The 21,081-nt window shown below is 49.7% G+C and carries 19 protein-coding genes and 2 tRNA genes; all 21 read left to right on the forward strand.

Annotated features, from left to right (window positions below; genetic code table 11):
* The first annotated feature begins 50 nt into the window (after window positions 1–50).
* The 21 genes from ftsH (at window position 51) to FHP88_RS14615 (ending at window position 20,834) form a co-directional block, all read left to right on the forward strand.
* Window positions 51–1,982, forward strand: a complete 1,932-nt coding sequence (gene ftsH, locus FHP88_RS14515; RefSeq protein ID WP_186297740.1) for an ATP-dependent zinc metalloprotease FtsH — start codon at window positions 51–53, stop codon at window positions 1,980–1,982.
* A gap of 22 nt (window positions 1,983–2,004) precedes the next feature.
* Window positions 2,005–2,841 carry a dihydropteroate synthase gene (gene folP / locus FHP88_RS14520; RefSeq protein ID WP_186297741.1) on the forward strand — a complete coding sequence of 279 codons (837 nt, stop codon included), beginning with the start codon at window positions 2,005–2,007 and terminating at the stop codon, window positions 2,839–2,841.
* Between the two features lie 93 nt (window positions 2,842–2,934).
* Window positions 2,935–4,311 carry a phosphoglucosamine mutase gene (gene glmM, locus FHP88_RS14525; protein WP_144359814.1) on the forward strand — a complete coding sequence of 459 codons (1,377 nt, stop codon included), beginning with the start codon at window positions 2,935–2,937 and terminating at the stop codon, window positions 4,309–4,311.
* 147 nt (window positions 4,312–4,458) lie between these two features.
* The gene (gene tpiA / locus FHP88_RS14530) at window positions 4,459–5,211 is read left to right on the forward strand and encodes a triose-phosphate isomerase (RefSeq protein WP_144359815.1); all 753 of its coding nucleotides are present in this window, start codon (window positions 4,459–4,461) and stop codon (window positions 5,209–5,211) included.
* A gap of 166 nt (window positions 5,212–5,377) precedes the next feature.
* Complete coding sequence (secG, locus tag FHP88_RS14535; protein WP_144359816.1) at window positions 5,378–5,779, forward strand: preprotein translocase subunit SecG; 402 nt, start codon at window positions 5,378–5,380, stop codon at window positions 5,777–5,779.
* A 31-nt stretch (window positions 5,780–5,810) separates the two neighbouring features.
* Window positions 5,811–5,895: transfer RNA gene (locus tag FHP88_RS14540), tRNA-Leu, on the forward strand.
* A gap of 196 nt (window positions 5,896–6,091) precedes the next feature.
* Complete coding sequence (locus FHP88_RS14545) at window positions 6,092–6,448, forward strand: NADH-quinone oxidoreductase subunit A (RefSeq protein ID WP_144359817.1); 357 nt, start codon at window positions 6,092–6,094, stop codon at window positions 6,446–6,448.
* Complete coding sequence (locus FHP88_RS14550) at window positions 6,439–6,921, forward strand: NuoB/complex I 20 kDa subunit family protein (protein WP_144359818.1); 483 nt, start codon at window positions 6,439–6,441, stop codon at window positions 6,919–6,921. Before FHP88_RS14545 ends, FHP88_RS14550 begins: the two co-directional genes overlap by 10 nt.
* Window positions 6,922–6,934: 13 nt before the next feature.
* On the forward strand, window positions 6,935–7,660 hold the full coding sequence (locus tag FHP88_RS14555) for an NADH-quinone oxidoreductase subunit C (protein ID WP_144359819.1): 726 nt from the start codon (window positions 6,935–6,937) through the stop codon (window positions 7,658–7,660).
* Window positions 7,653–8,906, forward strand: a complete 1,254-nt coding sequence (locus FHP88_RS14560) for an NADH-quinone oxidoreductase subunit D (RefSeq protein ID WP_144359820.1) — start codon at window positions 7,653–7,655, stop codon at window positions 8,904–8,906. The genes FHP88_RS14555 and FHP88_RS14560 overlap by 8 nt, the downstream gene beginning before the upstream one ends.
* Window positions 8,906–9,436, forward strand: coding sequence for an NADH-quinone oxidoreductase subunit NuoE (nuoE, locus tag FHP88_RS14565; protein ID WP_260843324.1), 531 nt, complete (start codon window positions 8,906–8,908; stop codon window positions 9,434–9,436). The genes FHP88_RS14560 and nuoE overlap by 1 nt, the downstream gene beginning before the upstream one ends.
* Window positions 9,437–9,441: 5 nt before the next feature.
* Entirely contained in the window at window positions 9,442–10,710 is a 1,269-nt protein-coding gene (nuoF, locus tag FHP88_RS14570) for an NADH-quinone oxidoreductase subunit NuoF (RefSeq protein WP_144359821.1), read from the forward strand.
* Between the two features lie 53 nt (window positions 10,711–10,763).
* Window positions 10,764–13,070, forward strand: coding sequence for an NADH-quinone oxidoreductase subunit NuoG (nuoG, locus tag FHP88_RS14575; RefSeq protein WP_144359822.1), 2,307 nt, complete (start codon window positions 10,764–10,766; stop codon window positions 13,068–13,070).
* 12 nt (window positions 13,071–13,082) lie between these two features.
* A complete protein-coding gene (gene nuoH / locus FHP88_RS14580; protein ID WP_420493006.1) occupies window positions 13,083–14,126 on the forward strand; it encodes an NADH-quinone oxidoreductase subunit NuoH in 1,044 nt (347 codons plus the stop codon).
* 13 nt (window positions 14,127–14,139) lie between these two features.
* Window positions 14,140–14,631, forward strand: coding sequence for an NADH-quinone oxidoreductase subunit NuoI (gene nuoI / locus FHP88_RS14585; RefSeq protein WP_144359824.1), 492 nt, complete (start codon window positions 14,140–14,142; stop codon window positions 14,629–14,631).
* Window positions 14,632–14,665: 34 nt separating this feature from the next.
* Complete coding sequence (locus tag FHP88_RS14590; protein ID WP_144359825.1) at window positions 14,666–15,265, forward strand: NADH-quinone oxidoreductase subunit J; 600 nt, start codon at window positions 14,666–14,668, stop codon at window positions 15,263–15,265.
* Window positions 15,266–15,276: 11 nt separating this feature from the next.
* Complete coding sequence (gene nuoK, locus FHP88_RS14595; protein WP_144359826.1) at window positions 15,277–15,582, forward strand: NADH-quinone oxidoreductase subunit NuoK; 306 nt, start codon at window positions 15,277–15,279, stop codon at window positions 15,580–15,582.
* A 2-nt stretch (window positions 15,583–15,584) separates the two neighbouring features.
* Complete coding sequence (gene nuoL, locus FHP88_RS14600; RefSeq protein ID WP_144359827.1) at window positions 15,585–17,573, forward strand: NADH-quinone oxidoreductase subunit L; 1,989 nt, start codon at window positions 15,585–15,587, stop codon at window positions 17,571–17,573.
* A 19-nt stretch (window positions 17,574–17,592) separates the two neighbouring features.
* Window positions 17,593–19,110 (forward strand): NADH-quinone oxidoreductase subunit M, encoded by a 1,518-nt coding sequence (locus FHP88_RS14605; protein WP_144359828.1) that lies wholly within the window; start codon window positions 17,593–17,595, stop codon window positions 19,108–19,110.
* Window positions 19,111–19,141: 31 nt separating this feature from the next.
* On the forward strand, window positions 19,142–20,578 hold the full coding sequence (gene nuoN, locus FHP88_RS14610) for an NADH-quinone oxidoreductase subunit NuoN (protein WP_144359829.1): 1,437 nt from the start codon (window positions 19,142–19,144) through the stop codon (window positions 20,576–20,578).
* A gap of 179 nt (window positions 20,579–20,757) precedes the next feature.
* Window positions 20,758–20,834, forward strand: a tRNA-Met gene (locus FHP88_RS14615).
* Window positions 20,835–21,081 lie beyond the last annotated feature (247 nt).

Below are 21,081 nucleotides of genomic sequence, written 5' to 3' on the forward strand. Positions count from 1 at the left end.
ACTTTTTCTCGGCTTTAGTAGTTTTGTAGAGGGTATTGACCTTGAATGATATGGCAAAGAATCTGATTCTCTGGGTAATCATCGCGATTGTTCTGATGTCAGTGTTCAATAACTTTTCTTCCCAGACGACGCAGTCGAATGCGCTCTCTTATTCCGATTTCATTGCTCAGGTTAAGAGTGGTGCCGTTCAAAAAGTGAATATTGATGGGCGAGAGATCAAGGGTGTGCTCAGTTCTGGCGCCACTTTCTCCACCTACAGTCCTGGGGATGATGGCTTGGTAGGTGATCTGCTGAACAATAATGTGCAGATTGTTGCAACACCTCCGGATAAACCATCCATTTTAATGACCATCCTGATCAACTGGTTTCCGCTGTTCATTCTGATTGGGCTGTGGATTTTCTTCATGCGTCAAATGCAGGGTGGCGGTGGCGGCCGCGGTGCCATGTCATTTGGTAAAAGTAAGGCACGCATGCTGGGAGAAGATCAGGTCAAGGTGACGTTTGCGGATGTGGCCGGCGTCGAGGAGGCCAAGGAGGAGGTCTCTGAGATGGTAGAGTTCCTGCGTGATCCGTCAAAGTTCCAGAAATTGGGTGGCAAGATTCCCAAGGGCGTCCTGATGATGGGGTCACCCGGTACGGGTAAAACACTATTGGCTAAGGCCATTGCGGGTGAGGCCAAGGTGCCATTCTTCACCATTTCTGGCTCAGACTTTGTCGAGATGTTTGTCGGTGTTGGTGCCTCTCGTGTACGGGACATGTTCGAGCAAGCGAAGAAACATGCCCCTTGCATTATCTTTATTGACGAAATTGACGCAGTAGGGCGTCATCGTGGTGCTGGCTTGGGCGGCGGACATGATGAACGGGAGCAGACGCTTAATCAGCTTCTGGTTGAAATGGATGGTTTCGAGGGTAATGAAGGTGTGATTGTCATTGCAGCAACCAACCGTCCAGACGTACTAGATCCAGCATTGCTTCGTCCAGGTCGATTTGATCGTCAGGTCGTTGTGCCGTTGCCCGATGTACGCGGACGTGAACAAATCCTAAAAGTTCATCTGCGTAAAGTAGCTGCTTCTGATGATGTTAAGCCGGGGCTGATCGCCCGCGGCACCCCCGGTTTCTCTGGTGCTGATCTGGCCAATCTGGTCAATGAAGCGGCCCTGTTTGCTGCCAGATCAAACAAGCGCATTGTTGAGATGGCCGAGATGGAGCGGGCCAAGGATAAGATCATGATGGGTGCCGAGCGCAAGTCCATGGTGATGAATGAGGATGAAAAGAAGCTGACGGCTTTCCATGAGGCGGGTCATGCCATCGTGGGTCGTCTGGTGCCTTCCCATGATCCTGTTTACAAGGTCAGTATTATTCCCCGAGGTCGTGCCCTGGGTGTGACGATGTTCCTGCCTTTAGAAGACCGGTACAGCCAGAGTAAAGAACATTTGGAGAGCCAGATATCCAGTCTCTTTGGCGGACGTGTAGCGGAAGAGTTGGTCTTTGGTAAGGATATGGTTACTACCGGCGCCTCGAATGATATTCAGCGTGCGACCGCTATTGCCCGCAGTATGGTGACCAAATGGGGCCTTTCTGACCTGCTGGGACCGCTCATGTACGGTGAAGAAGAGGAAGAGGTATTCCTTGGGCGCTCTGTAACACAACACAAAAATGTCTCGGATGAGACAGCGCATACCATCGATGAAGAGGTGCACAGGTTCATTAATCGTAATTACGATAGGGCAAAGCGTATCATTCAGGAGAACATGGATAAACTGCACATCATGGCCGATGCCCTGATGAAGTATGAAACAATCGATTCTGATCAGATTGACGATATCATGGAAGGTAAGCCCCCGCAGCCTCCTAAAGACTGGATTGATGATTCCGACTCTGAACCTAAATCTGGTGGCGATGGGTTAAAGGCTGATGCATCGGAGGGTAAACCCAAGGGTGACGCAGCTGACGGTATTGGTGGGCCTGCTGGACAGCACTAACAGCTGGCAGCAGTGTTAAACCATGACGCGTCTCGTATGTGGTAGACAATCCATAGATCTGACTCGCCCGCTTGTGATGGGTATTCTTAACATTACCCCCGACTCCTTTTCGGACGGGGGTAATTTCGTTAATCCTGAAAAAGCATTACAACGTGCCCTTGCGATGGTTGCTGAGGGGGCGGATATACTGGATGTTGGCGGGGAGTCTACCCGGCCTGGTGCACAATCGGTCGGTGAGCAGCAGGAGTTGGATAGAGTTATTCCTGTAATACAGGCTATTGCAGCAGAGTTGCCTATTCCCATCTCTGTCGATACCAATAAAGCTGGGGTCATGCGCGAAGCGGTTACGGCAGGTGCTGGCCTGATCAATGATGTGATGGCGCTACAGGGCGAGGGAGCCCTGGAGGTGGCCAAAACGCTGGGTGTCCCCGTCTGTCTGATGCATATGCAGGGGCAGCCCCGTACCATGCAGCATGCCCCTCAGTATCAGGATGTCGTAAAGGATGTGAGGGCTTTTCTGGTTGATCGCATCGCGGCTTGTGTTGAAGCAGGCATGCCTCGAGAAAATTTACTGCTCGATCCAGGATTTGGATTTGGTAAAACACTGGCTCATAATCTCAGGCTATTGCGGGAACTGAGGCAATTCGAGGCGCTCGAATTGCCACTCCTGGTGGGCATTTCAAGAAAATCGATGATAGGTGCTGTGCTGGACGATGCTGCCGTCGATCAGCGGCTGTTTGGTGGGTTGGCTTGTGCTGTCATGGCTGTTGAGCGAGGCGCCGCTATTATTCGCACTCATGATATTAAGCCAACGGCCGATGTATTACGCATGACTCATGCAGTTATGAGTGCCACCTGACGGGTGCATACCTTATTTTGTGTGACACCGGTCCGCGTTTTCGACCATTAATTTATTAGACTCAGCAATTTGCAGGGACCTGAGGGGCAAACCTTGAAGCGGAAATATTTTGGAACAGACGGTATTCGTGGCCGTGTCGGCGAAGGGAAAATTACGCCAGAATTTGTCATGCGGCTGGGTTGGGCGGCCGGTCGTGTATTGGGCAATGGGAAGGGCAGTAAGGTATTGATCGGGAAGGATACCCGGATATCTGGCTATCTACTTGAATCGGCACTAGAGGCTGGTCTGGTAGCGGCCGGGGTGGATATTCACCTCCTTGGGCCTATGCCAACCCCCGGTATTGCCTATCTGACGCGCACCCTCCATGCCCAGGCAGGCATCGTGATTAGCGCATCCCACAATCCCCATTGTGACAATGGCATCAAGTTCTTCTCTTGCGAGGGTAAAAAGCTCCCGGATGAGGTTGAGTTGGCGATAGAGCGGGAGCTCGACAAGCCGATGACGACCGTTGAGTCTGAGCATCTGGGTAAGGCCTATCGGGTCAGTGATGCAGCGGGGAGATATATTGAATTTTGTAAGAGTACTATCCCCTGGACCATGAGTTTCAAGGGGTTGAGAATGGTAGTGGATTGCGCGCATGGGGCCACTTACCACATCGCACCGCATGTTCTCAGAGAGTTGGGGGCGGATGTTATTGCCATTGGTGTCGAACCTAACGGCCTTAATATTAATGCCAATGTGGGTTCTACCCATATTGATACACTTCAAAAGGCGGTGCTTGAGCACTCGGCCGATTTGGGTATTGCCCTGGATGGTGATGGTGATCGTCTCATCATGGTGGATGCAAAGGGGGAAGTACTGGATGGAGACGATATCCTCTATATTATCGCCTGCTCCAGACTGCGTCGCGGCGTACTTGATGGTGGAGTGGTCGGCACCAAGATGACCAATTTTGGCCTGGAGCATGCGCTGAATCAGCACGGCATTGATCTGGTGAGGGCTGATGTCGGCGATCGCTATATTTTGGAACGCCTGCAAATTGAGCGGTGGTCACTGGGCGGGGAGCCTTCTGGCCATATTATCTGCCTTGATCGGACTACTACGGGAGATGGTGTGATCTCCGCCTTGCAAGTGCTTGCCGAAGTGGTTAAAAGTGGGCGCACACTGCATGAGTTGAGGGATGGCTACCAGAAATATCCCCAGATAACCCTCAATGTTAAGTTGGGCACTGCAAATGCCGCGGATCTGATGGAGGCTGAAGTCGTCCAGCAAGCTGTAGAGTCAGTAGTCACAGAGTTGGCTGATACCGGACGTGTCTTGCTGCGGCCATCAGGCACTGAGCCCCTTGTTCGTGTGACTGTAGAAGGTCAGGACAGTCAACAAATTACAGCATTGGCGAATCGCATCGCTAATGTACTGGAATCCATCGTGGCGGGTCAGGCTGGCAGCCGGCAAGTAGCCTCTGTTTGAGTAAATCATAGGCATAATTGATCCCATCTATACCATTTCCTAATTTGATTTCAGTGGTCCCGGTGGATAGACTTTTTAGTTCTGCCTTCATGGGGTTATTTCCCTGTGGATGGTTATCTGTCTAAGGCGAGCTGTCAGGAGATATCAATGCGTCGACCACTTGTTGCTGGTAATTGGAAAATGAATGGCTCTCTTGAGAGTATTAAGTCGCTGCTTGACGGTGTAAAGGCCGGTATGAGCGATGTGAAGCAGGCAGAAGTGGCTGTTTGCGCGCCTGCAATTTACCTTCCTGCAGTGCAACAGCAGCTTCAAGGAAGTGATATTGCCTGGGGTGGTCAGGATGTCTCGGCTGAAGCATCGGGAGCCTACACGGGAGAGATTTCCACGTCCATGCTGAAGGAGTTTGGCTGTAAATACGCCATTGTGGGGCATTCTGAGCGGCGCGCTTACCATGCAGAGAGTGATGATACGGTGGCAAGAAAGTATGCCGCCGCCCGTGCTGCGGGTCTGATTCCCATACTCTGTGTTGGTGAGACCTTGGAAGAGCGCGAGAAGGGTATTACAGAGAGCGTGGTTGCACGACAGATGGATGCGCTTATTAATCTTGAAGGTGTGGCGGCTTTGGCTGACGGAGTGATTGCCTACGAGCCTGTATGGGCTATTGGTACCGGTATGACCGCATCACCTGAGCAGGCCCAGGAAGTGCATGCCTTCATTCGCGGTCGGGTGGCGGCGTTGGATGCAGGTGTAGCAGAAGGTCTGCGTATCCTCTATGGCGGTAGTATGAAGCCCGGAAATGCCCAGGAGTTGATCGCTAAGCCTGATATAGATGGTGGGTTGATTGGTGGCGCGGCACTGGATGCGGGTGATTTTCTTGGGATTTGTACCGCTGCAAACTGATAAGGGTCAGGAAAACTGATTCTTGCCATAGTTTAGGATGATCGTCTGGTAAATTTGCCAGAAAAAATCCGAAAAAAAACCAAATTTGATGTGGATGCGGCTTCTTTCTCGCATACGCATCATGTATAATCCGCGCTTTAATTTTTCAGGTCTAACGGAAGCCCGAATGCAAACAGTTCTGGTCGTAGTTCATCTTTTCCTTGCAATTGGTGTCATTGGTCTCGTGCTAATGCAGCATGGCAAGGGTGCTGATGCGGGCGCAGCTTTTGGATCGGGTTCGTCTGGTACAGTGTTCGGTGCGGCCGGCTCAGCTAATTTTTTGAGTCGAGCAACGGCTTTGCTGGCTACGCTGTTCTTTATCACCAGTCTTGCCATGGCATGGTATGCCATGCAGTCCGTTGAAAAGCCTGCCTTGATTATTGAAGATACCAAACCTGCAATCGAGATACCCGCCGCTGCTCCAGCGCCGGTCTCTGAGGTGCCGTCAGTTCCAGGTGTGGCAGCAGAATCTACCTCTGCAATTCCGATGCTCAATAGTGGTGAAGAGAAACCAAAAGCAGCGGAATAATATGTTGTAATTAGGGATATGATCCCAGAATGCCGATGTGGTGAAATTGGTAGACACGCTATCTTGAGGGGGTAGTGGCGCAAGCCGTGCCGGTTCAAATCCGGCCATCGGCACCATATATGACAAAACGGTGTCACCCGTAAGGGTGATGCCGTTTTTTGTTAATAAAAACAAGCATAAGTAACTGATTATAAAGTTTTTTATTGTCGCTATAAGCTTGACAGATCAGTCTCACTCCTCTACCATTTCGCCCCGTTAAACACACGGCTGGGACCATTAAAAATGAGCACCCGGTGAGAAGGGCGAGGGCACATGTTAGAGAATTATCTACCCGTTCTGGTTTTTATTGGTGTCGGCCTCATTGTTGGGGTTGTCATGGTGTCATTGGGTTTTGTCCTAGGCACACGGCGCCCTGATAGCGAAAAGCTATCCCCCTATGAATGTGGATTCGAGGCATTTGAAGATGCTCGAATGAAGTTTGACGTGAGATATTACCTCGTCGCCATTCTATTTATCATTTTTGATCTTGAGATCGCATTTCTTTTCCCCTGGGCCATTGTCCTCGATAAGATTGGTATGGTTGGGCTAGTCGCCATGACCGTCTTTCTTGGTGTATTGGTTGTCGGGTTTATCTACGAGTGGAAGAAAGGGGCCCTGGAATGGGAGTAGAAGGCATACTTGAAAAGGGTGTCATCACCACAAACGCCGATAAGCTGATCAACTGGGCACGCACTGGCTCTCTCTGGCCAATGACTTTTGGTTTGGCATGTTGCGCCGTTGAAATGATGCATGCCGCCGCTGCGCGCTATGATATGGATCGTTTCGGAATTATTTTTCGACCCAGTCCACGTCAGTCTGACGTGATGATCGTGGCCGGTACCTTGGTTAATAAGATGGCCCCGGCATTGCGTAAGGTCTATGACCAGATGGCAGAGCCGCGCTGGGTGATCTCTATGGGCTCCTGTGCTAATGGTGGTGGTTATTATCACTACTCATATTCTGTAGTGCGTGGCTGCGATCGGGTTGTTCCTGTAGATATATACGTGCCAGGTTGTCCTCCCACTGCTGAAGCGCTGCTGTATGGTGTTATCCAGTTGCAGGAAAAAATTAAACGTACCAGCACTATTGCGCGTCAGGACTAGGTGAGCCAGGTTCATGAACGAAACAGTCAAGACGAAATCACAACAGCGACACGATAAGCTTCAGGCGAATCTCATTGAGCGCTATGAGAGCAAGGGCTGCGTTGTTAGTCAGGCCTTGGGTGAAGTCACAATGGTGATCCCACGGGAGCACCTGATCTCAATCGCTACCGAATTGCGGGATGAAGAGCCGTTTCTGTTTGAAGAAGTGATCGATGTGTGCGGCATTGATTATGCCGGATACGGTGAATCCGAGTGGATGACCAAGCAGGCTTCCGAGAGCGGGTTCTGTCGTGGCGTCGATCGCTATAATATTGATGTCTCGGCACGTGGTGAAAATGATCGCTTTGCGGTGGTTTATCATCTGCTTTCTATGGCGAACAATCAGCGCTTACGGGTACGTACCTTTGTTGATGCGACGCAACCGATTGTTGATTCAGTAGTGGGTATCTGGCGCGGTGCGGACTGGTTCGAGCGCGAGGCCTTCGATCTCTACGGCATCATGTTCAGCGGTCATCCTGATCTTCGTCGTATCCTGACAGACTATGGTTTTGTTGGCCATCCATTCCGAAAAGATTTTCCACTCGAAGGCAATGTTCAGATGCGTTATGACGCCGAATTGGGTCGAGTGGTTTATGAGCCGGTCACGCTTGATCCGCGTGTGCTTGTGCCCAAGGTGATCCGTGAGGATAACCGTTTCCAGTCTGAAAGACTTGAAGAGCAGGACTCCACCGATGCCTGAGATTCGTAATTACACCCTCAATTTTGGACCGCAGCATCCTGCTGCACACGGCGTATTGCGTCTTGTGTTGGAGATGGATGGTGAGGTGATCGAGCGCGCCGACCCGCACATTGGCCTGCTTCATCGGGGAACCGAGAAGCTGGCTGAGAGTAAGCCTTTTAATCAAAGCATTCCTTATATGGATCGCCTCGATTATGTATCCATGATGTGTAGTGAGCATGGGTATGTCATGGCGATCGAGAAGTTGCTCGGTGTTGATGTCCCATTACGTGCGAAATACATCCGTACAATGTTCGACGAGATTACCCGTATTCTCAATCACTTGATGTGGTTGGGAACGCATGCGTTGGACGTGGGCGCGATGACGGTATTCTTGTATGCCTTCCGTGAGCGCGAAGATCTCATGGATTGCTATGAGGCCGTGTCAGGTGCACGTATGCACGCGGCCTATTACCGGGTTGGTGGTGTCTATCGTGATCTACCGGAAGTGATGCCCCGTTATGCTAATAACCAGTTCCGTAGTGATGCGGATATCGCCCGCAAGAATGAGAACCGCCAAGGATCGCTGCTGGATTTCATTGAAGATTTTACGGATCGGTTCCCCGGAAATGTCGATGAGTATGAAACACTGCTGACCGATAACCGTATCTGGAAGCAGCGTACAGTGGGTATTGGCGTGGTTACGCCGGAGCGCGCCAAGCAGCTTGCTTTCACTGGACCGATGATACGCGGTTCCGGTCTGGCTTGGGATCTGCGCAAGAAACAGCCTTACGCTGCATACGATAGAGTCGATTTTGATATACCTGTTGGCGTTAATGGCGATTGCTATGACCGCTATCTCGTGCGCGTTGAAGAGATGCGTCAGTCAAATCGCATTATTAAACAGTGTGTGAAGTGGCTGCGTGAGAATCAAGGCCCCGTGATAGTCGAAGATCATAAGGTTTCGCCACCAGCTCGGGGCGATATGAAAGGTGATATGGAAAGCCTTATTCACCACTTCAAATTGTTCACTGAAGGCTACTGTCCACCTGCGGGTGAGGCCTATGCCGCTGTTGAGGCACCCAAGGGTGAGTTTGGCTGCTATGTCGTATCGGATGGTGCTAACAAGCCGTTTCGTTTAAAGATTCGGGCTCCGGGATTTGCGCATCTTGCCGCGATGGATGAGATGGTTAAAGGGCACATGCTGGCCGACGTGGTTGCCGTTATTGGCACCATGGATGTTGTATTCGGGGAGATTGATCGCTGATGGGTTTCAAAAATCTACCAATGACAACCGTGAAGCCGACAGAGAATAAAGAGAGTCTGTTTTCTGAAAAGGTAAGGGCGGAGATCGATACTTGGGTTGCGAAATACCCGGAAGGTTGGCAGCAGTCTGCTGTGATGGCGGCCTTGCGTATTGTACAAGATGACAATGCCGGTTATCTGACACAGGAGTTGATGGATCAGGTGGCGGCCTATCTGGATATGCCACCGATCGCTGTTTATGAGGTAGCCACTTTCTACTCAATGTATGAGCACAAGAAGGTTGGCAAACATAAAGTATGTGTCTGTACCAATGTCTCTTGCATGATTAACGGTTCCGATAAAATTGTTGACCATATGGAGAAGAAGCTCGGTATTAAATTGGGTGAAGTCACCGAAGATGGCAAATACTCCCTAAAAGAGGTTGAGTGTCTTGGCGCCTGTGGTGGTGCCCCGATGTTCCAGATCGGCACGAAATATTACGAGAATCTGACGCCTGAGCTGGTCGATTCCATTCTGGATGGATTGGAGTAATCGATATGGCAAACGAAGTCTGTCTCAGAAATAATGACCTTGAACGCCCCTGGCTGATGGAAACCTATCAGAGCCGCGGTGGTTATTCTGCATTAAAAAAGATTTTGCAAGAGAAGATCCCTCCCGAGCAAGTCATTGAAGAGGTCAAGTCATCCGGCCTGCGTGGTCGCGGTGGTGCGGGTTTTCCGACGGGTCTCAAGTGGAGCTTTATTTCACGTAATGCGCCGGGTCAGAAGTATGTTGTCTGTAACTCGGACGAAGGCGAACCCGGTACCTTCAAAGATCGCGATATCCTGCGCTATAACCCGCATCAGTTGGTCGAGGGTATGATCATTGCCGGTTATGCAATTGGTGCAACCGTTGGGTACAACTATATCCGTGGTGAATTCTGGGAGCCCTACGAGCGCTTCGAGGCGGCACTGGAAGAGGCGCGAGCTGCTGGTTACCTGGGTAGCAATATACTGGGATCAGGTTTTGATTTTCAGCTTCACTCCCATTTGGGTGGTGGCGCCTATGTGTGCGGCGAAGAGACTGCACTCCTCGAATCCATCGAAGGTAAGAAGGGGCAGCCAAGATATAAGCCGCCATTTCCTGCACATTTCGGTCTCTATGGTCGACCTACGATTATTAATAATACCGAATCACTCGCTTCTATCCCCGTCATCATGGAGAAAGGTGGAGAGTGGTTTAAGCAGCTAGGTGTTGAGAACAGTGGTGGCTCCAAACTGTTTTCCATCTCTGGAAATCTGAATAATCCTGGTGTTTTTGAGATCCCCCTTGGTACGCCCTTTTCTGAGTTACTGGAAATGGCGGGTGGTATGAAAGATGGTCGTAAGATCAAAGCGGTCATTCCTGGTGGCTCCTCTGCACCTATCATTCCGGGTGATCAAATGATGGATTTGACCATGGACTATGATGCGATTGCCAAGGCTGGATCCATGTTGGGTTCAGGCGCAGTGATCGTACTGGACGATACCAATTGCATGGTTAAAGTATTAGAGCGGATGTCCTACTTCTATTACGAAGAGTCCTGTGGTCAGTGTACGCCCTGCCGTGAAGGTACGGGTTGGCTGTATCGTGTAGTAAGTAGAATCGAAAGGGGAGAAGGTCGCCCAGAAGATTTGGCCCTGCTTGATGATGTTACGCAAAAGATTGCTGGACGCACTATCTGTGCGCTGGGTGATGCGGCTGCTCTACCTGTGCAAGGTATGCTTAAGCACTTCAGGCATGAGTTTGAATATCACATTGAACATAAGAAATGCATGGTTGGCTAAGGCTATCCCTGCATTGAACGTTATTAATAGCTACTGGTTAGAGAACTAAATCAATGTCTGAAGACCAGACGATAACAATCGAGATAGACGGTAAAGCGATACAGGCTGCGCCAGGTCAGATGCTGATCGAGGTAACGGATGCGGCTGGAATCGATATTCCCCGTTTCTGCTACCACAAGAAATTGTCTGTATCAGCTAACTGCAGAATGTGTCTGGTTGAGGTAGAGCGTGCACCTAAGCCTCTGCCTGCCTGTGCAACGCCAGTGAATGATGGGATGAAGGTCTTTACCCGCTCACCTATCGCATTGGCCGCACAAAAAGGCACCATGGAGTTTTTGTTGATCAATCACCCGCTGGATTGCCCAATTTGCGATCAGGGTGGGGAGTGTGAACTGCAAGATATCTCTATGGGATACGGCAGTGATATCTCGCGTTTTGTGGAAGGTAAGCGAATCGTCAAGGATAAAGACATTGGTCCACTGATCACGACTGATTTGACGCGCTGTATCCACTGCACTCGCTGTGTTCGTTTTGGGGCAGAGATTGCCGGTATACGTGAGTTGGGTGCGACAGGTCGTGGTGAACACATGACCATCGGTACCTATATTGAGAAGAGTGTTGATTCAGAGCTTTCCGGAAATATCATTGATGTTTGTCCAGTAGGATCATTGACATCAAAGCCTTCCCAGTTCAAGGCACGTGCTTGGGAGATGTTGCAGCGAGATACGATCGCTCCCCATGATTCTGTGGGTTCGAATATCCATGTGCACGTACGTCGCAATGAATTGATCCGTGTGCATCCGAAGGATAACGAGTCGATTAACGAGTGCTGGATATCAGATCGTGATCGCTTCAGTTATGAGGGTGTCTACAGTGATGATCGGTTGACTACACCGATGATCAAAAGCAACGGCGAATGGCGCAATGCTAGCTGGGACGAAGCGTTGGCAATGGTTGTGACCGGCCTGAAAAACGCTGGGGCTGATATAGGCGCACTGCTTTCACCAAATGCAACAGTGGAAGAGCTGTATCTGGCGCAGAAGCTGATTAAGAGTTTGGGTAGTGAGCGTATCGACAGTCGTTTGCGACAGGGTGATTTTCGTGGAGAAGCACCCAGCTATCCTTGGTTAGGTCAATCAATCGAATCACTGGAAAAAGTCGATGCGGCTTTGCTGGTGGGCAGTAGTATTCGTAAAGAACAGCCGATGTTAGCGCATCGTCTGCGCAAGGCTGCACTGGAAGGTGCACAAATCAGTTTTATTAATCCGCTTGAGTTGGACCTGAACTATGCTGCGCAACAGCTGGTTACCACGCCTGCTGGCATGATCACGGAATTGGCCTGCGTAGCCAAAGCAGCAGGTGCCAATGGCGACCTGATTGATCAGGCAGAAGTAACGGAAGTGCATAAACTCCTCGCTGAAAAGCTGAAAGGCGCCGCAAATGGTGCGCTTTTGCTAGGCAATCTGGCAACTGCCCATGCCGATTACTCTATTATCCGTTCCCTGGCCACGGCTATTGCCACGGCCTGTGATTTGAAGCTCGGCTATCTTCCAGAGGCATCTAACAGTATTGGTGCTCATTTGGTCGGCGCAGTTGCATCAACAGGTAATGATGCTCAGGCTATGTTGGAGACGGCATGCAAGGGTTACCTCTTGATGGGAATCGAGCCGGGTCTTGATCTGTGGAATCCTGCCAAGGCGGCTAATGCATTTGAGCAGGCCGACTTTGTCGTTGCGCTGACAGCTTTCCGAAGCGCCAACCTTGAAGCGGCGGCTGATGTGCTGTTGCCAATGGCGTTGTTTGTTGAAACGTCAGGTAGTTTTGTCAATGCAGAAGGTACGCTGCAATCGTTTGCAGGCGTAATCACACCAAGCGGTAATACGCGTCCCGCGTGGAAGATACTGCGCGTGCTTGGCAATCTTTTAGAAGTTCCTGGTTTCGATTATGTGGATACCACGGAAGTGCTTGCAGAAATCACCCAAGCCACTTCTGCCCTGGTACCGAATAATGCGGTATCAAATCAAGTTGCTTCTACTGAAGTTCGTACGGCGAAAAATGGCCTGCAGCGAATAGGCGATGTACCTATCTATGCCTTGGATCCATTGGTTCGGCATGCCCGGTCATTACAGAAAACCCATGATGCTATTCCAGCCGGCGTTTATCTCAATGCCGAAGAGGCGGGCAAACTGGGTGTTACTGAAGGTGATAATACAGTTGTTGTCCAGGATCAGGTCCGGATACAACTGCCTCTCTTTATTGATCCAAATGTGCCGAATGGATGTGCAAGAATTCCTGCCGCGCTGGCGGGTGTTGAGCAGCTTGGCGCACAGTTTGGCGAAGTGACCCTGGAGAAGGTTTAAACGATGGACTCATTGATAGCTCTCTGGGAATGGCTCGGTACCAATCTGATCGTTCTTCAGATCCTGATCAAAATCGTGGTCATTGTTGCACCACTGATGCTTTGTGTAGCGTACTTTACTTACGCTGAGCGGAAGCTTATTGGTTACATGCAGGTGCGTATTGGTCCGAATCGAGTCGGACCAAAGGGTTGGCTGCAGCCGATTGCTGATGCTGTAAAGCTAATGTTCAAAGAGATCGTGATCCCGACCAAGGCCAATAAAGTCTTGTTCCTCATCGCACCGCTATTGACGCTCGGTCCAGCATTGGCGGCGTGGGCAGTATTCCCCTTCTCAGATGGGCTGGTACTGGCGGATTTGAATGCTGGTCTGCTCTATATTTTGGCGCTGACTTCTATCGGCGTATACGGTGTGATCATCGCCGGTTGGGCATCTAACTCGAAATACGCCTTCCTCGGAGCGATGCGTTCTGCTGCGCAAATTGTGGCCTATGAAATAGCCATGGGTTTCGCACTGGTGGGCGTGCTGGTTGCGGCGGGTAGTTTGAACTTGGGTGAAATCGTCAGGGCTCAGCAGAGTGATGCAGGTATCTTTGGCTGGTTCTGGTTGCCTCTATTTCCGCTATTTATAATCTACTTCATCTCTGGTGTTGCTGAGACCAATCGTGCACCGTTTGACGTAGCAGAAGGTGAATCAGAGATCGTGGCTGGTTTCCATGTCGAATATTCAGGCATGCCGTTTGCCGTATTCTTCCTCGGTGAATACGCCAACATGATCTTGATATCTGCCCTGACAGCACTCTTGTTCATGGGTGGCTGGTTGTCGCCGCTCCCTGCAAGTTGGGTTGATGGTGTGTTTTTACTGGGTGATGGTATCCATTGGCTATTTTTGAAAACGGCCTTTGCCGGTTTCTTCTTCCTCTGGTTCCGTGCCACGTTCCCTCGCTATCGCTATGACCAGATCATGCGCTTGGGGTGGAAAGTATTTATACCTATCACGATTGTTTGGATTCTGGTGGTGGGCCTGATGGTGGTTTATCAGTTCGCCTGGTTTAGCTGAGGTTAGATAAAAGATGAAAATGCTAAGCGATTACATCAAAAGTCTGGCCATGCTGGAACTCCTCAAAGGTTTGAGGGTGACCGGCGGATACATGTTCAAAAAGAAATTCACGGTTCAGTATCCTGAAGAGAAGGCGCCAATCTCACCTCGATTCAGGGGGCTGCATGCCCTGCGGCGTTACGAAAATGGTGAAGAGCGTTGCATTGCCTGCAAATTATGCGAGGCAACCTGTCCTGCAGCAGCAATCACTATTGAAGTTTCACCCCCGCTGCCGGATGGCTCACGTCGCACATCAAGGTATGACATTGATCTCTTCAAGTGCATATTTTGTGGTTACTGTCAGGAGGCTTGTCCCGTTGACGCGATTGTTGAGACTCCAATATATGAGTATCACTTTGAAAACCGTGTGGATGCCGTTATGACGAAGAGCAAATTGCTCGAGGTTGGTGATAAACACGAAGCTGAGCTCGCTGCCTGTATTCATGCTGATGGTAAGTACCGATAAAAATGATGACTAAAATTTTAAACTGGACTAACCCATGACATTCGAAAAGTTTGTCTTCTATGTATTCGCTGCCATTCTGGTGTTTGCTGCCACCATGGTGATAACGCGTCGGAACCCGGTGCACTCAGCGCTGTTTCTTGTACTGGCCTTTTTCTCCAGTGCCGGTATTTGGTTGTTGGCAGAGGCGGAGTTTTTGGCGATCGTGCTGATCCTTGTCTATGTCGGCGCAGTAATGGTTCTGTTCCTGTTTGTGGTGATGATGCTGGATATTGACCTGGCTACCTTGAAGGCAGGTTTTATAAAGCATATGCCAGTCGGTGTTTTGGTAGCGCTGGTGATGGCTATTGAGATGTTTATGGTGGTGGGTCCAGCTAACTTTGGACTTGAAAAAGTCCCCGCTCCTGCTGCTCAAGGTGCTGGTTACAATAATACTGAAGAGCTCGGTAGCGTACTTTACACCGTCTATATGTACCCATTTGAAATAGCCGCAGTCATCTTGTTGGTCGGTATTATTGCTGCTATTGGATTGACTATGCGTAAGCGGCCAGAGACCAAGTTTCAGGATCCCTCTGTCCAGGTTCGTGTTAAGAAGGCTGATCGACTGCGCGTGATCAAAATGGATGCTGAGGATTGATTGGAGCCGATATGATTGCACTTTCTGACTATCTGATACTCGGCGCGATACTGTTTTCTCTCAGTGTGACGGGTATTTTTCTAAACCGCAAAAACGTGATCATATTGTTGATGTGCGTTGAGCTAATGCTGTTGGCGGTGAACATGAATTTCGTTGCATTCTCCCACTTTTATGGGGATACAGTAGGGCAGGTTTTTGTGTTCTTTATCTTGACGGTTGCAGCTGCTGAGGCCGCAATTGGTCTGGCGATTCTTGTGGTGCTGTTCCGTAACCGTCGCACCATTAATGTTGAAGATCTCGATACGCTCAAGGGTTAAGCATGGAAAAGATATATCTCCTTATCGTGCTGGCGCCCTTGATTGGCGCAATCATCGCCGGCTTTTTAGGGTCTAAGATTGGACGAGCAGGTGCACATTGGGTGACCAGTGGTGGTGTGGGTCTTTCTGCACTCTTGTCGATCTATGTATTGCTACAGTTTATTAACGGTAGTACTGGAATCTATAACGACAGCCTTTATATTTGGATGGTCAGTGATGGTATCCGAATGGAGGTTGGTTTTCTGGTTGACCAACTGACTGCCATGATGATGGTGGTGGTGACCTTTGTCTCATTCTGTGTGCATATTTATACCATTGGTTATATGGCGCATGACGAAGAAAACTGGCCCAAGGGGAGCCTGGCGGGTACCAACAGCTATCAGCGGTTCTTTAGCTATATATCCCTGTTTACCTTCTCTATGCTGATGCTGGTTATGTCCAATAACTTTCTGCAGCTGTTCTTTGGCTGGGAAGCAGTGGGCCTTGTCTCCTATCTGTTGATTGGGTTTTGGTCTGTTCGTGAGACAGCCATATTTGCAAACCTGAAGGCGTTCTTGGTTAACCGCGTGGGTGATTTTGGTTTCATCCTGGGTATAGCCGCCGTTGCCATGTACACCAACAGCCTGGATTACGCTGAGGTGTTTAAATTGGCGCCGGGTCTGGCGGATACTCAAATCAGTTTGATCGGTGGTACTGAGTGGTCGTTAATGACGGTGATTTGTATCTGCCTATTCATTGGTGCCATGGGTAAGTCGGCGCAGGTACCGTTGCATGTTTGGTTGCCTGACTCAATGGAAGGCCCGACCCCTATCTCTGCACTGATCCATGCTGCGACCATGGTAACAGCGGGTATCTTCATGGTGGCTCGGATGTCGCCGCTCTATGAATTATCCGAAACAGCATTGACTTTTGTATTAGTGATTGGGGCTACTACCGCACTGTTCACAGGTCTGATCGGTGTGGTTCAGAATGACATCAAGCGGGTAGTTGCTTACTCAACTCTTTCGCAACTGGGGTATATGATGGTTGCGCTGGGCGTCTCAGCTTATGCGGCCGGTGTATTCCACCTGATGACCCATGCCTTCTTCAAGGCGCTACTGTTCCTGGCAGCGGGTTCTGTCATTATCGGTATGCACCATGATCAAGATATTCGTAATATGGGTGGTATACGTAAATACATGCGTATCACCTGGATCACTTCGTTGGTTGGTTCACTTGCTCTGATTGGGTTACCTGGGTCATCGGGTTTCTTCTCAAAAGATGCCATCATTGAAGCTGTACATCATTCATCTATTGCGGGTTCTGGTTATGCGTACTTCGCTGTGGTTTCAGGTGTATTTATCACAGCGCTTTACAGCTTCCGTATGTACTTCCTGGTTTTCCATGGTAAAGGCCCGCGGGATGAGCATGCCAAGGCCCATCTGCATGAATCACCCAAGGTTGTAACGATCCCACTGATTCTGCTGGCGATTCCTTCGCTGTTTATCGGTATGTTTACCGTAGGCGATATGGTGTTTGGTGAATGGTTCAAGGACGCAATCTTTGTGCTTCCTGAGCATGACACGCTTTCAGCCATTGGTTTTCATGGCACCTGGGCTTTCTTTACTCACGGTATATTCGGTTTACCGACACTGCTTGCTGCATCCGGTGTGGCGGTTGCATTTGTCTTCTATATCAAGAAGCCAGAGTTGGCAGAGAGCTGGAAGAAACGCTTTGAGAGCGTTGGCATCTATCAGATTTTGGATAAAAAATACGGTTTTGATGAGACCTACCAGGCGTTGTTTGCCGGGGGCAGTCGGGGTATCGGAAAACTGTTGTGGAACGTTGGTGATAAAGGCCTTATAGATGGTCTGATTATTAACGGATCTGCGCGTTCCGTCGATCGCTTCGCTGGCTGGGTTCGTAATATCCAGACTGGTTATCTTTTCCATTACGCAATTGCCATGATTCTGGGTCTGCTTGTACTGCTGACCTGGTTCGTGATCGCTTAAGTTAGGTAGGACGCATCGCATGTTAGCAGACTGGCCCATCCTCAGTTTGACCATCTGGTTGCCAATTATTGGCGGAATCCTGGTGCTCGCAAGTGGCGACAAGGCAGCCAATGCCACGCGCTGGACGGCACTGATTATTGCGGTCCTCACTTTTCTCGTGAGTTTGCCACTCTATTCGGGATTCGACTCAACAACCGCAGGTATGCAATTCGTTGAGCGCGCCCCTTGGATTGAGCTGTTCAAAATTGAGTATTATCTGGGAGTTGATGGCATCTCCATGCCGTTGATTATCCTGACCACGTTTATTTCGATTTTTGTAATTATCGCAGGTTGGGAAGTTATTCAGTACAAACCTTCACATTACATGGCGGCTTTCCTGATCATGGAAGGTGTCATGGTTGGCGTGTTCTCAGCATTGGACGCAATGTTGTTCTATGTGTTCTGGGAAGCGATGCTGATTCCGATGTTCCTGATTATCGGCGTATGGGGCGGTCCAAATCGTGTCTATGCGACGATTAAGTTCTTCCTGTACACCTTCTTTGGCTCGGTGTTCATGTTGGTTGCACTGATCTACATGTATTTCCAGGCCGATAGCTTTGATATTTTGGCGTTCCATGATTTGAAGATGGGTCTGGATGTTCAAATTCTAATTTTCATAGCTTTCTTGATGGCCTTTGCCGTGAAGGTGCCGATGTGGCCAGTGCATACTTGGTTGCCAGATGCACACGTTGAAGCACCTACCGGTGGTTCTGTGATTCTGGCAGCGATCATGCTGAAGATCGGCGGCTATGGTTTCTTGCGCTTCAGTCTGCCGATTACACCCGATGCCAGTAATCATCTCGACTGGCTGATTATTACCATGTCGCTGATTGCAGTGGTTTATATCGGATTTGTAGCCCTTGTTCAGCAGGATATGAAAAAGCTGATCGCATACTCATCAATTGCACATATGGGTTTTGTCACCCTGGGCTTCTTTATAGTCTTTATTATTGCTCAGAATAGCAACACCACAGGTGGCGCGGCCCTCGGCATGGAAGGCGGTATGGTGCAGATGGTGTCTCATGGCTTTATTTCAGCCGCCATGTTCCTCTGTGTGGGTGTGCTTTATGACCGCATCCATAGCCGCAACATTGCAGACTATGGCGGTGTGGTCCATACCATGCCGATCTTTGCTGGATTTATGGTTTTCTTCGCAATGTCTAATGCGGGCTTACCAGGCACTTCAGGGTTTGTTGGTGAGTTCATGGTGATCTTGGCCAGCTTTAGAGCAGATTTCTGGTTCGCATTCCTGGCTGCGACTACGCTGATTATTGGCGCAGCGTATACGCTGTGGATGGTGAAGCGTGTCATCTTTGGCGCAGTTGCCAATGACAAGGTGGCTGCTTTACAGGACATTAACGGGAGAGAGTTCCTGATACTTGGGTCTCTTGCCCTTGCCGTTCTTATTCTTGGTCTCTGGCCGGCGCCGCTGGTCGAAGTGATGGATGCTTCAATTACCAATCTACTGAAGCACATTGCTGTAACAAAAATACCCTAACCGGCCCTATTGAAGGAATTGGTGAGATTCGATGCAATTTGATACATCCATGCTGATACCGGTTTTACCGGAGATCTTTATCCTAACGGCGGCCTGCGTGATTCTGGTGGTAGATCTGTTCCTGAAAGAGGAGCAGCGGGTAATCAGTTACGGCATGACACAGATAAGTCTCCTGCTGGCCATAGTGGTAACACTTATGACGGCCCCTGCAGAGACTCGCATTGTGTTTGATGGGAGCGTGATACGGGATGGTATGAGTGATCTGCTGAAGATTGCTATCTACATTATTAGTGCTGGCGCTTTCCTCTACTCGAAGGACTACCTGAAGGATCGGGATTTGTTTAAGGGGGAGTATTACGTACTGGGCTTGTTTGCCGTGCTTGGTATGATGGTGATGGTCTCAGCCAATACCTTCCTTACGGTTTACCTGGGCTTGGAGCTGCTTGCCCTCTCTCTCTATGCGCTGGTTGCGTTTGATCGTGATTCGGCTAATAGTTCTGAAGCCGCTATGAAGTATTTTGTTCTGGGTGCGCTTGCCTCGGGTATGCTGCTGTACGGTATCTCTATGATTTATGGGGCCACAGGATCTATTGGTTTTCAGGCTATCGGTGAAGGACTGGCCAATCCCGATGTGAACAAGATGGTGCTTGTCTTTGGTCTTGTATTTGTGGTTATTGGTTTGGCGTTTAAGTTTGGCGCGGTTCCTTTCCATATGTGGGTGCCTGATGTTTACCAGGGTGCACCAACCGCGGTTGTTACGTTCCTGGGCAGTACCCCTAAAATTGCAGCATTTGCGTTGGCTATGCGCATGCTGGTTGATGGGCTAGGTGGGCTGCATGCCGACTGGCAGTACATGCTGGTAATACTGGCAATATTATCAATGGGTTTGGGCAACGTGTTTGCTATCGCCCAGGGCAACATCAAACGTATGTTGGCCTATTCAACCATCTCACATGTCGGTTTTATCCTGGTTGGTATTCTTGCGGGTACTACCAAAGGGTACACGGCTGCGATGTTCTACAGCATTGTCTATGCAGTCATGGCACTTGGTGCTTTTGGTATTGTGATTCTGCTGAGTCGTCGCGGCTTTGAGGCTGAAAATCTAGAGGATTTCAAGGGTCTGAATGAACGCAGTCCTTGGTTTGCAGCCATGATGTTGCTGGTGATGTTTTCCATGGCAGGTGTACCGCCTACAGTGGGTTTCTTCGCCAAGATGTTCATACTTGAATCAGTTGTCAGTATCGATATGACTTGGCTTGCCTTGGTGGGTGTGTTCTTCTCCATTATCGGTGCCTTCTATTATTTGCGGATCGTAAAGCTGATGTATTTTGATAAGCCAGTAGACGCTAGTCCGCTTGAGGCTGGTATCGATACGCGCATTGCCCTGTCAGTGAATGGTTTGTCTATGCTGGCGTTAGGCATGTTCCCTGCGGGATTACTGTCGCTCTGTTCAGCCGCGCTTAGTTAGTATATTTCACATCATCATCTCCAAATAAAAAGCCCTGCTTTCACGCAGGGCTTTTTATTTAATGGGTAGGAATGGAGGCCAAAATTCTAAATAGTTGCACGTGTATTTAAAGTTTGGAAATATTTTTTAAAAGAAAGGTTGTAAAACATTATTCATCTGCGTATTATCTGCGCTCCAGATGCGGGGTGGAGCAGTCTGGCAGCTCGTCGGGCTCATAACCCGAAGGTCGTAGGTTCGAATCCTGCCCCCGCTACCAAACACAAAAGGGTCGCCAGTGTGCGGCCCTTTTTTGTACCTAAAAAAACACATTCGAGCCTACGACATTAAAAAAGCTTGGTTCGACAAGCGCCGAAGGCGCGCAGCACGAGCGGAGCGAGCTAATCCTGCCCCCGCTACCAAACATGAAAAAAGGGTCGCTAAAGTGCGACCTTTTTTTGTGCCCAATCAAAGCGCATTCGAACCTACGACATCTAAAAAGGCGGGTTCGACAAGCGCCGAAGGCG

This window comes from Sedimenticola selenatireducens (assembly GCF_007625115.1).
GTDB lineage: Bacteria > Pseudomonadota > Gammaproteobacteria > Chromatiales > Chromatiaceae > Sedimenticola > Sedimenticola selenatireducens_A.

What these genes read in the sequence shown, in the direction of transcription:
- ftsH (WP_186297740.1), top strand. Translation starts at nt 51, where the DNA reads ATGGCAAAGAATCTGATTCTCTGGGTAATCATCGCGATTGTTCTGATG.
- folP (WP_186297741.1), top strand. Translation starts at nt 2,005, where the DNA reads ATGACGCGTCTCGTATGTGGTAGACAATCCATAGATCTGACTCGCCCG.
- tpiA (WP_144359815.1), top strand. Translation starts at nt 4,459, where the DNA reads ATGCGTCGACCACTTGTTGCTGGTAATTGGAAAATGAATGGCTCTCTT.
- secG (WP_144359816.1), top strand. Translation starts at nt 5,378, where the DNA reads ATGCAAACAGTTCTGGTCGTAGTTCATCTTTTCCTTGCAATTGGTGTC.
- FHP88_RS14545 (WP_144359817.1), top strand. Translation starts at nt 6,092, where the DNA reads ATGTTAGAGAATTATCTACCCGTTCTGGTTTTTATTGGTGTCGGCCTC.
- FHP88_RS14550 (WP_144359818.1), top strand. Translation starts at nt 6,439, where the DNA reads ATGGGAGTAGAAGGCATACTTGAAAAGGGTGTCATCACCACAAACGCC.
- FHP88_RS14555 (WP_144359819.1), top strand. Translation starts at nt 6,935, where the DNA reads ATGAACGAAACAGTCAAGACGAAATCACAACAGCGACACGATAAGCTT.
- FHP88_RS14560 (WP_144359820.1), top strand. Translation starts at nt 7,653, where the DNA reads ATGCCTGAGATTCGTAATTACACCCTCAATTTTGGACCGCAGCATCCT.
- nuoE (WP_260843324.1), top strand. Translation starts at nt 8,906, where the DNA reads ATGGGTTTCAAAAATCTACCAATGACAACCGTGAAGCCGACAGAGAAT.
- nuoF (WP_144359821.1), top strand. Translation starts at nt 9,442, where the DNA reads ATGGCAAACGAAGTCTGTCTCAGAAATAATGACCTTGAACGCCCCTGG.
- nuoG (WP_144359822.1), top strand. Translation starts at nt 10,764, where the DNA reads ATGTCTGAAGACCAGACGATAACAATCGAGATAGACGGTAAAGCGATA.
- nuoI (WP_144359824.1), top strand. Translation starts at nt 14,140, where the DNA reads ATGAAAATGCTAAGCGATTACATCAAAAGTCTGGCCATGCTGGAACTC.
- FHP88_RS14590 (WP_144359825.1), top strand. Translation starts at nt 14,666, where the DNA reads ATGACATTCGAAAAGTTTGTCTTCTATGTATTCGCTGCCATTCTGGTG.
- nuoK (WP_144359826.1), top strand. Translation starts at nt 15,277, where the DNA reads ATGATTGCACTTTCTGACTATCTGATACTCGGCGCGATACTGTTTTCT.
- nuoL (WP_144359827.1), top strand. Translation starts at nt 15,585, where the DNA reads ATGGAAAAGATATATCTCCTTATCGTGCTGGCGCCCTTGATTGGCGCA.
- FHP88_RS14605 (WP_144359828.1), top strand. Translation starts at nt 17,593, where the DNA reads ATGTTAGCAGACTGGCCCATCCTCAGTTTGACCATCTGGTTGCCAATT.
- nuoN (WP_144359829.1), top strand. Translation starts at nt 19,142, where the DNA reads ATGCAATTTGATACATCCATGCTGATACCGGTTTTACCGGAGATCTTT.